Annotated in this window: 9 protein-coding genes; 4 read left to right on the top strand and 5 right to left on the bottom strand. The window is 66.8% G+C overall.

The features are described from left to right. Positions 1-210 precede the first annotated feature (210 nt). The 3 genes from ACWGIF_RS29950 to ACWGIF_RS29940 all read left to right on the top strand — a co-directional run bounded on the left by ACWGIF_RS29950 (position 211) and on the right by ACWGIF_RS29940 (position 3,787). Positions 211-945 carry a ParA family protein gene (locus ACWGIF_RS29950; protein ID WP_453502139.1) on the top strand — a complete coding sequence of 245 codons (735 nt, stop codon included), beginning with the start codon at positions 211-213 and terminating at the stop codon, positions 943-945. Continuing rightward, a complete protein-coding gene (locus ACWGIF_RS29945; protein WP_453502137.1) occupies positions 945-2,090 on the top strand; it encodes a ParB/RepB/Spo0J family partition protein in 1,146 nt (381 codons plus the stop codon). The genes ACWGIF_RS29950 and ACWGIF_RS29945 overlap by 1 nt, the downstream gene beginning before the upstream one ends. 1,103 nt (positions 2,091-3,193) lie before the next feature. Further along, positions 3,194-3,787, top strand: coding sequence for an isochorismatase family protein (locus tag ACWGIF_RS29940; RefSeq protein WP_453502135.1), 594 nt, complete (start codon positions 3,194-3,196; stop codon positions 3,785-3,787). A 265-nt stretch (positions 3,788-4,052) separates the two neighbouring features. Here the strand turns inward: ACWGIF_RS29940 and ACWGIF_RS29935 are convergent, their stop codons facing one another. Continuing rightward, positions 4,053-4,415 carry a hypothetical protein gene (locus tag ACWGIF_RS29935; protein ID WP_453502134.1) on the bottom strand — a complete coding sequence of 121 codons (363 nt, stop codon included), beginning with the start codon at positions 4,413-4,415 and terminating at the stop codon, positions 4,053-4,055. Between the two features lie 148 nt (positions 4,416-4,563). Next, positions 4,564-4,869, bottom strand: coding sequence for a hypothetical protein (locus ACWGIF_RS29930; protein WP_453502132.1), 306 nt, complete (start codon positions 4,867-4,869; stop codon positions 4,564-4,566). 245 nt (positions 4,870-5,114) lie between these two features. On the opposite strand from ACWGIF_RS29930, the gene ACWGIF_RS29925 reads away from it, so the two are divergent. Beyond that, positions 5,115-5,489 carry a transposase gene (locus tag ACWGIF_RS29925; protein ID WP_453502130.1) on the top strand — a complete coding sequence of 125 codons (375 nt, stop codon included), beginning with the start codon at positions 5,115-5,117 and terminating at the stop codon, positions 5,487-5,489. 178 nt (positions 5,490-5,667) lie between these two features. On the opposite strand, the gene ispG is transcribed toward ACWGIF_RS29925, so the two are convergent. The 3 genes from ispG to ACWGIF_RS29910 form a co-directional block, all read right to left on the bottom strand. Further along, positions 5,668-6,780, bottom strand: coding sequence for a flavodoxin-dependent (E)-4-hydroxy-3-methylbut-2-enyl-diphosphate synthase (ispG, locus tag ACWGIF_RS29920; RefSeq protein WP_453502143.1), 1,113 nt, complete (start codon positions 6,778-6,780; stop codon positions 5,668-5,670). A gap of 23 nt (positions 6,781-6,803) precedes the next feature. After that, positions 6,804-8,690: a 1-deoxy-D-xylulose-5-phosphate synthase gene (locus ACWGIF_RS29915; protein WP_453502141.1), complete on the bottom strand. Its 1,887-nt coding sequence runs from the start codon at positions 8,688-8,690 to the stop codon at positions 6,804-6,806. A gap of 137 nt (positions 8,691-8,827) precedes the next feature. Next, positions 8,828-9,868, bottom strand: a complete 1,041-nt coding sequence (locus ACWGIF_RS29910; protein WP_453502129.1) for a family 2 encapsulin nanocompartment cargo protein polyprenyl transferase — start codon at positions 9,866-9,868, stop codon at positions 8,828-8,830. Between the last annotated feature and the right edge of the window lie 194 nt (positions 9,869-10,062).

The raw sequence follows: 10,062 nt of genomic DNA, 5'->3' as shown, positions 1-10,062 counted from the left end.
CGCCCGGACTCGATCCGGGCGACGGGGGCCGCTTCGCGCGTTCCTGGCAGTTTCCGAGCTGAACGGCTTGGGTCGCCACCCTTCAAAACCCGGTTTTGAACCGACACGCCGCAGTACCTCCAAGCGAGGCGCGACGTGGCATCCTGTCCCGGTCCGCTAGTACCGGCCCAACCGGGTCGGGAAGCATACGGAGCATCAGGAGTACCGCCCATGGCACGGATCACCGCGCTTATTAACCGCAAGGGTGGAGTCGGCAAGTCGACTCTCACCGTCAACACAGCGGCCATCACCGCCCACGTCCTGGGCAAATCACCCGACGGCGACCCGCACTACGTCGCCGCAGTCTCGGCCGACCCCCAGGGATCCACCACGTGGTGGTCACAGCGCGTCGGTGAGGATCTTCCCTTCTCCTTTGAGCAGATCAACTCGCGAGACGACCTCGAGTTGTTCTCCCAGCTGAAGAAGTCGCGAAGGGTGAAGCACGCCTTCATCGACACACCCGGGTGGATGGACCTCCCCGAGGACGAGAAGGAAGAAGCCGGCGACCCGTTCGGCAAGAGCACCGCGGCCGACGCGATGCGCGCCGTGCTCGCAAACGCCGACGACATCATCGTCCCCGTTGAGCCGGAACCGCTGGGCTTCATGCCGACACGCGACACCATCGAGGAAGTGGTCAAGCCCCTCGGCATTCCCTACCTCGTTGTCATCAACAACTGGGACCCGCGCGACGGCGAAGCCGACCTCGACCAGACCAAGGACTTCGTTCGAGCCCAGGGATGGAGCCTGGCCAACACGGTCGTCCGGCACTACAAGGTCCACACCCGGGCAGCCCTCGAAGGAACGGTCGTTACTCAGTACAAGAAGAACCGGGTCGCCATGGAGGCCCGTGAAGACTTCTACCAGCTCGCCCTCGAGCTGGGAGCAGGCAAGAAGGAGCGTCGGTGATGGCCGCGAAGAAGCAGTGGGCGGCCCTGATCGACGGTCCCGGCAAGGCCGGCAGCAAGAGCACCGGCGAGACTGACCCGTCGAAGCCGGCAGCTCCGCCGACCACGGCGTACATGAACACGATCATCAGCAACCCGGATAATCCGCGCGCTGCCGTCGACTACACCGACGACGACGCCGAGTTCCGCGAACTCAAGGAGTCCATGCGCGCGGTCGGCCAGCTGCAGCCGGCCGCCGCGATGTCGAGCGAGGTCTTCCGCCGAGTCAAGCCGGAGCACGCCGACGCCATCGGAGATGCCCAGTGGGTGGTGATTCTCGGCAACCGGCGGTTCCACGCAGCGAAGCAACTCGGCTGGACCAAGTTCGAGATCAGGGTCCGTGATCGGCTGGGCAACGAGGACGACGACAAGGTCGACGAAGCCGTCATCATCGAGAACATCCACCGCAAGAACATCCCGCCATACAGGGAAGCTGAGTTCCTGCAGCGGATGGTCGAGCGTCACGGGTCTCAGGAAAAGGTCGCGGACCGCATCGGCAAGTCACAGATGTACGTCTCGAACCGGCTGGCCCTGCTCAACCTGGCACCCGAACTCAGGGACGCCGTTGACACCAAGCAGCTCAAGGTGAAGACGGCAGAGCAGATCTCGAAGATCAAGGACCCGGAGGAGCAGAAGGCAAGGGCTGCTGAGGAGCTCCTGAAGGCGTCCCAGCCCAGGCAGCCCCGGGCGAAGTCGGCACCGCCTGGTGACGCCGCGCTTCAAAACCCGGTTTTGAAGCGCACCCCAGGAACTGTGGCCACCGGCAATGAGGCTGGCACACCGAGGCCGTCCAGTGAAGGACTGCCCCACCCGACGGGCGTACCCGAGCCTCGGCCAGCGGGCCAGGGAGCCAATACGGAAGTGCAGGATGCTGTCGGCAGCAGTCCTTCTCTCCCCTGGCACGACGGGGCTGCGGTCATGGATGCCGTCTACTCGACGCTCACCGCACCCCAACGGAGCGACTTCATCCTTCGATATTTCCAGGTCAGTACCGGAGTCGAGGCCGTCATCGAGGACATGAGGGGCACCCTTACCTCAGCGGCCCGCATTCAACTCGCAGCCATCCTGCAGCAGGTCTCCAACGGACTCCTCAAGGATGGTTACTAAAGGGGGACGGAACCGGTGGTGGAGATCAGCGCCAACACCGCCATCGGCCGAGGGGCCCGGCGCCACCCCGCAACGCTTCGCCCTGCTGCGCCTGGAAGACACTGTGGCCGGCGTGCCGGATTCGGGGAGGGCGTACAGTCCTCCAGCGGCTGACCTGCGCAGCCTGCGATGGCGCGGGGCTGGTTGGGTGCTGCGGTAACCGTGCGGCTGCTGAATCGTTTTTTCCATATCGTCGCCTCAGATGCACAACCGCTCCCCCTCTTGCGGTGCCGCGACCATGGCCCCGGGACGGCCCCCTGTCCCGGGGCCTTGCCATGTCTGACGAGGAGGTGGGGGTCTGCTGTTGCCGGGCTGTTATTCCACCGTATCTGCCCACATGTCTGTGACTGCTGTGATGTCGGTGGGTAAGAGGTGGAAGGTCTTGCCCGTGTCGGCACTGCTGGAGCAGACGATGGAACCCACGTCACAAGCCCGCCCCTCGGCGGACCTGTTCCCTTCAAAGGTCGTCTTCTGCGGCTTTTGCCGGGCCACCGCGACCACCGGTGGAGCGCGGACTATCAGTGCCGAGGGGGGAGTTCCTTTCGGTGATGTGGCACACCCTTGCCTGCCCGCACCACGCAGCCGACCTGATCCTTGCCGGGGACGACTGACGGCACCGCTCTGGCGACCCGTCGCCTGCTAGGCGCAGCTCTTGCTCCTCGCCCGCCACGCCACGGCGGGCCGGGGAATGCCGGTCGGGCGAAACGGTTCCAAGAGGAGCCTGCTCTGTCCAAACCGACTCCCCGACCTGGTCGCAGCCGCCGGGCAGCTACCGGGGGACGATTTGATCCACGGTCGCGGTATGGGTGCGCCGCTTCCCGTCCGCTTGGGAGGTAGAGGTGGCCGAAGGCTTCTCCGCGGGTGTGGCTGCCGCTACGGCGCCCGACGGCAGACCTGTCCCCGACTGCGCACCGCACTTGGCCTCTGACTGCTTCGACAGTGCGAATCGTCCTGCGGTGAATGTCTGCGGCTGTGTGGGTGAGCGCAGTCCGCCCTGCCCTCGGCGAAGGTGAGAAGGTCGGTAGAAGACGGGGGTCGTTCCGTCGTCCTGAGGGGTGTTCGTGGTGAGCCGAGGCTTGATCGTCGTGGATGTGCAGAAGGACTTCTGCGAAGGAGGCAGTGTTCCCGTCGCGGGAGGCGCGCAGATCGCCACCGCGATCGCCGAGCTGGTGGAGAAGAGCGCGGACGGTGACTACCAGTACGTCGTGGCCACCCGCGACCACCACATCGACCCGGGAAGCCATTTCTCCTCGAACCCGGACTTCAAGGACAGCTTCCCCGTCCACTGCGTCGCCGGAGACGAAGGCGCTGAATTCCACCCGAACTTCGCCCCCACCGCCGCCGGCGGCAAGGTCCACGCCGTCTTCTTCAAGGGCGCCCACAGCGCGTCCAAGAGCGGCTTCGAAGGCGCGGACGCCGAAGGCACCCCCCTCGCGGACTGGCTGCGCGCACGCGGGGTGCGGCACGTCGACGTGGTGGGCATCGCAACCGACCACTGCGTGCGTGCCACCGCCCTGGACGCTGCCGCCGCCGGATTCCGAACCCGGGTACGCCTGGACTACACGGTCGGTGTCGCCCCCGACACCATTGCCTCCACTCTGGACGACCTCCGCCAGGCAGGCATCAAGGTGTCCGGCAAGGCACCGGCGCCGAGGTAGCCCGGCAGACGAGACAACGCCCTCGCCCCGTGGCGGTCCACACTTGCGGAACGGGTTCCGCGAGAGCTCGCTGGATGGCGGTGCACATCCCTGCCCGGGGTGCCTCGATCCTTTGCGGGCGGGGCGCCCGGGGCTGGCGTCTTCCAGGATCGGCCCGCGCTGTGCACGGTAGGGAGCCGCCTTCACACCGCGCGCGGCGATGTCGGTTTCAGGCGTCAGCCCGATACTCTCTGGCTTCGTTTCCGCTGGTGCTGAACGCTGGGGCTCAGCCCTGCGACGTGATGTGGTTGATGACCGTGGTGAAGTCATCTGTCGGTGAGAAGTCCACGTACTCGCAGTCCTCGAGGGCCACGGGGGCGTGTCCGGGCGGCCAGTAGAACGCCTGTCCCGCCTCGTAGACCTCCTCACCGTCCTTCGTCACCATCTTCAGCTGGCCTTTGAGCATGTACCCCCAGTGCGGGCACTGACAGAGATCATCGGCCAGGCCCTTCAGGGCTGGCCGCAGGTCCGCCCCCTGAGGCAGCTGTACGAAGGCCACGGACAGGTCTCCGCCGACCGCTCGCGTACGGAGTTCGACGCCTCCGCCCTCGATTGCGACGGGCGTGTCCTGTCGGGTTGTCGCTGTCATGGCTGCCTCGCTTCACTCGTAGTGCGACAGTGCGACACGCTTCCAGGCCGGCCCCAGCGGTCGGGGTTCGCCAAGCGGGCCCACGGGCTGCCGACCCGTCTTCCGCCTCTCCCCGTCGTCGCGATCCGGCTCTGGCTGCGCTGAGATGTCAGGAGTTGGCGCCGCGGACGCCGGGGGCGACGAAGCGCCGGTGCAGGGGGTGGAACTTCGGCTCGGGGTCGCTCTGCACGCCCAGTTCGCCCTTGAGCACGGGGGCGACCCTGGCCTCGATGAACCGGTTGAAGTGGTCTTCCGACTCCCAGATGTCCATCACGTTGAGGCCGCCGTCGACGAACCAGGCGGCGTGCAGCACGCACCCGTCCGGTGTGTCCTCTTCCCAGCGGACCTTCTGGCGTACCGCGTCGTACACGTCGGGTGTGATCTCGGGCCAGGAAAAGGTCATCACGACTGCCATGGAGTGTCCTCTCGACCGCCTGGACGCGCCGCGGCCGGACGGCACACGGGATCGCACTGCGAAGCTATGCCGCCGGTATCGCCGGTGCACTCTGGAGCGTCCATCCGAGAAGGGCCAGGGTCCACCTCCACAGTGAACTCGTTGCCGACAACGCGCCCGTCACCTACCAGATGGTCCGCTCCCACATCGCCACCCTCCGCGGGGCTCCGGCCGGCGCGCCGCCCCGGCCGCCGACGGTGCGCCAGGTGACCGGCTGGCTCACCCGACACCCCACCGTGCTGAGCGAGGACGACCGCGCAGGCCTGAAGGATGTCCTGGCACACTGCCCCGAACTGGACATGGTCGCCGGGCATGTCCGCGATTTCGGCGAGATACTCAGCGACCGTCTGGGTGCCAGGCTCCCTGCCTGGATCGACGCAGTCGATGCCAGCCAGCTACCCGGTCTCACCCGCTTCGCACTCCACCTGCTCCGGGACCTCGACGCCGTGACAGCGGGGATCACCCTGCACTGGAGTTCCGGCAGCATCGAGGGAGCCGTGAACCGCATCAAGAAGATCAAGAGGCAGCTCTACGGTCGAGCCGGATTCGAACTTCTCCGCAAGATGATCCTGCTTCAGTAACGCTCCGCGACGACTCCCCAAGATCTGTGCCAGAACCCGCTGGAGATGAACGAAGCCAGCCATCGCTCGATCGGTGGGCAAGTTGAAAATTCTCACTGGTTGCTGGTGTCGGTCGTGGATCATGTCTTCGCCCGGGCAGGCGGGGCCTGCTGGGTGGCTGGCGGTGTTCACCAGGCCTTTAAAAAGGTTGCGGCTTTGGTTGGCTGAGTCGTAGTGCCTCTTCGAGGAGGGCTTCGACGATTCGGTTTTCGGGGACGGTGCGGATGACTTGTCCGCGGGCGAAGATTTGGCCTTTGCCGTTGCCGCAGGAGACGCCGAGGTCGGCTTCGCGGGATTCGCCGGGGCCGTTGACGACGCAGCCCATGACGGCGATACGCAGGGGATGGGGGAAGCCGTCGAAGGCGGCTTCGACTTGGTTGGCGAGTTTGTGGATGTCGACCTGGAGGCGGCCGCAGCCGGGGCAGGAGACGATCTCCAGTTTCCGCGGGCGCAGGCCCAGGGACTGCAGGATGTGGCAGCCGGCTTTCACTTGTTCGACGGGTGGGGCGGACAGGGAGACGCGGATGGTATCGCCGATTCCCTCGGCCAGCAGGATTCCGAAGGCGACCGCGGACTTGATGGATCCCTGCAGGGCGGGGCCGGCTTCGGTGACGCCGAGGTGGAGGGGGTAGTCGCAGGCTGCGGCGAGCTTCCGGTTGGCGGCGATCATTGTGAGTGGGTCGTGGTGTTTGACGGCGATTTTGAGGTCTGTGAAGCCGTGTTCTTCGAATAGTGAGCATTCCCATAGGGCGGATTCAACCAGTGCCTCAGGGGTGGCTTGGCCGTGTTTGGCGAGTAGGCGGGGGTCGAGGGAGCCGGCGTTGACGCCGATCCGGATCGGTATTCCGGCGGCGCCAGCGGCCTGCGCGATTTCCCTGACCTTGTCGTCGAATTTGCGAATGTTGCCCGGATTGACCCGTACGGCTGCGCAGCCGGCGTCAATGGCCTGGAAGACGTAGCGGGGCTGGAAGTGGATGTCTGCGATCACTGGGAGCTGCGATTTGGCCACGATTTGCGGGAGGGCGTCGGCGTCGTCTTGGGAGGGCACGGCGACGCGGATGATGTCGCAGCCGGCGGCGGTGACTTCGGCGATCTGCTGGAGTGTGGCGTCGATGTTGGCGGTCGGAGTGGTGGTCATGGTCTGGACGGTGACCGGTGCGCCGCCGCCGACTGGGACATCGCCGACGTGGATTTGCCGGGTACGGCGGCGCACCGGAGCTGTGGAGGCGGGCAGGCTGGTGCCGGGGAGTATGGGCGCAGGCGGGTCGACGGTGCTCACGGCGCGCTCCTGGGGGTGAGGTGTACGCGCCGGTGTTTGGGCAGCAAGTCCTGGTAGGCACGGGTGTGATCGGGCAGGGCGGATTGAACGGTGGTGGCGAGGGCCCGGCCGCTGATGCCTGCGGCGTCCAGGAGAGCGCCGCGTTCGCCGTGTGTCAGGAAGGCTGTGGGCAGGCCGACGGTGCGGATCGGGGTGGTAATGCCCTGTTCGGTGCAGTGGCGTGCGATGAGGGTTCCGATCCCGCCGTCCGCGATGCCGTCCTCGACGACGAGGGCGAGCCGGTGCCGGGCGGCCAGGTGACTGAGTGCGGTGTTGACGGGGGCGGCCCAGCGGGGGTCGGCGACGGTGACACCGACGTTGTGGCCGCTGAGGATATGGGCGGCGTCGAGGCAGGCAGGTGCGGTGGTGCCGATTGCGATGAGCAGCACGTCCAGGGCGGCGTGGGGGGTGCGGTGGAGGATGTCGATGCCGTCGATGGAGGCCAGAGCGTCGATGTCCTTTCCGGCGGTGGCTTTGGGGAAGCGCAGAGCCGTGGGGCCATCCTCGATGTCGAGTGCTTCACGGAGCAGGGCGCGCAGGCGGGCAGGGTCGCGGGGAGTGGCAAGGCGCAGGCCGGGGACACGGGAGAGCATCGCCAGATCCCAGAGTCCGTGGTGGGAGGCCCCGTCCGGGCCGGTAATGCCGGCGCGGTCCAGGACGAAGGTGACGGGCAGCTTGTGCAGGGCCACGTCCATGAGGACCTGGTCGTAGGCACGGCCCAGGAAGGTTGCGTACAGGCACACCACTGGATGCAGGCCGCCCATGGCCAGTCCTGCCGCGGAGGTGACAGCGTGCTGCTCGGCGATGCCCGAGTCAAAGACCCGGTCGGGAAACCTCGCCGAGAAGGCACCGAGACCCACAGGGAGCCGCATAGCGGCAGTGAGCGCTACCACGTCGTCGCGTTCTGCGCCGATGGCGGCGATCTCCTGGCTGAAAACAGACGTCCACGACGGTTTGGAGGGCGCGATGGCCTCGCCGGTCGCGGGGTCGATGACGCCGCAGGCGTGCATGCGATCGTCGATATCGGCCTCGGCCGGACCGTATCCGTGGCCCTTGTCCGTCACCGCATGTACGACGACAGGACCGGCCACTGCAACGGCTCGACGCAGCACGGCTTCCACCTCGGCGGTGTCGTGCCCGTCCACGGGCCCAAAGTAGGTGAACCCGAAATCGGTGAAGACGTTCCGGCGGCGCACACTGTCATCACCGCCACGCAGCGCGGCCAGATGGGCGGCGAGTGCTCCGACGGTCGGGTCATAAGAACGGGCGTTGTCATTGAGCACCATCACGACGGGGCGGCGGGCAGCACCGATGTTGTTGAGCGCTTCGAGGGCCAGGCCGCCGGTCATCGCGCCGTCCCCGATCACCGCCACCACACGGCGGCCGGAAGCACCAGTGTGCTGAAAGGCCTTTGCCAGGCCGTCCGCGTACGCCAGGGCAGTAGAGGCATGGGAGTTCTCGACCCAATCGTGCTCGGACTCCGCCCGGGACGGGTAGCCGGAGAGTCCCCCCGCCTGGCGCAGCGTGTCGAAGGCTCCGGCCCGTCCGGTGATCACCTTGTGCGGGTAGGCCTGGTGGCCGGTGTCGAAGAGCAGGACGTCACGTGGTGAGTCAAAGACCCGGTGGAGAGCAATCGTCAATTCAACCACCCCCAGCCCCGCGCCCAGGTGACCGCCGCTGGCGCTGACCCTGTCAACCAGCAGAGAACGGATCTCGGCTGCGAGCTGTGGCAGTTGGTCCGGGGCGAGAGAACGCACGCCCTGGGGCGTTCCGGCAAGAGCAAGCAGTTCCCGGCCGTAGGAAGCGCTTCTGTCTCCGAGGGTCTCGTGATCGGTGGTCCTCATGCGCTGCGTACCTTCTTCGGGAGGGCGAAGTGCAAGATTTCGGTGGTGACGCACGCGCTGCACCCGGCACAGCAGGCAGACAGCAAAGCCAGCATCACGGTACGTCGGGACGGCGCCGTGCCGCCTCTGTCCATCGCTCACCCGTCCCGGCGGATGAGAAGGCCAGCCAAGGCCAGCAGCTCACAGGCCTGGCCGGGGGCAGGAAGCGCGGTTTCAAGCTGGTCAATAGCACGGGCGGTATGGGCGGCGGCCTGCTCTTGGGCCCACGAGCGTCCTCCGGCCCGCTCGACCAAAATGGCCAGGCGGCTGATCTCGCCGGGATCATGCCTTTCACCGACGCTGGCATACAAGGCGGCCAGTTCATCACCAGCTTCGGTCAGGGACGTCAACGCGGCGACGACAGGGAGGGACTTCTTGCGCGCGGCCAAGTCCGCTCCTACCGGCTTTCCGGTCATCTCCGGATCACCCCAGATGCCAAGCAGATCGTCGGTCAGCTGGAAGGCCAGCCCAAGGTGCCGGCCGAAGGCATCCAGAGCCCGCACCGTTGCCGGGTCGGCAGATGCGTACTGGGCGCCGATCGCGCACGCAACGCCGAGCAGCGCCCCGGTCTTACCCTCGGCCATGTCCAGGCACTGCGCCGAGGTGACGTCGGCGCACTGTTCGAAAGCGCAGTCGGCGCTCTGCCCCTCGCACAGCTCGATCATGCAGTCGGCCAGCAGCCGCATGGCCGAGGGAGCAGCCGAGTGGGAGTCTGCGGCAAGAACCTTGACGGCCAGTGCCTGCAGGACGTCACCGGCCAGAATCGCATCGGCGACCCCGAAAACGGACCAGGCGGTAGGGCGGTGGCGCCGCTGGGTGTCACGGTCCATGACATCGTCATGCAGCAGCGTGAAATTGTGCACCAGCTCGACAGCCGCCGCGCCGGCGAGCACAGCCTGCTCATCACCACCCAGCGCACGGGAAGAAGCCATGAGCAGGGCGGGACGCACCGCTTTCCCCCCATCCCCCGCCCTGGGGGTGCCCTCCGGGTCCCACCAGCCGAAGTGGTATCCACTGACATGCCGCATCGCGGCGGGGAGTTGGTCGACTGCAGTGCGCAGCACCGGGCTGACCAGCTCGCGCGTGCGCTCCAGAAGTCCGGCCGCCTGACGGCCGCCCTGCTCCACATCCCATCTCATAATGCCCCTCACCCCGCCAACAGACTCAGAAGCGGACCCACTTCGGCAACACTCCCGGCGGATCACAGGCGTCCGTTCTGCCCGGCCGCCGACAGCCTCCACGCCACTAAAAGCCCTGCCAGGTGCCCTGGAAAGCCTTCAGGGCAAGGGAAGTTGTTAAGCATCGACCAGCGTTGAACGCACACGGGCTTGAT

It is taken from the genome of Streptomyces sp. NPDC054849, assembly GCF_053610945.1.
The sequence above is the reverse complement of the archived record's forward strand: the minus strand, read 5'-3'. Positions and strand labels throughout refer to the sequence as shown.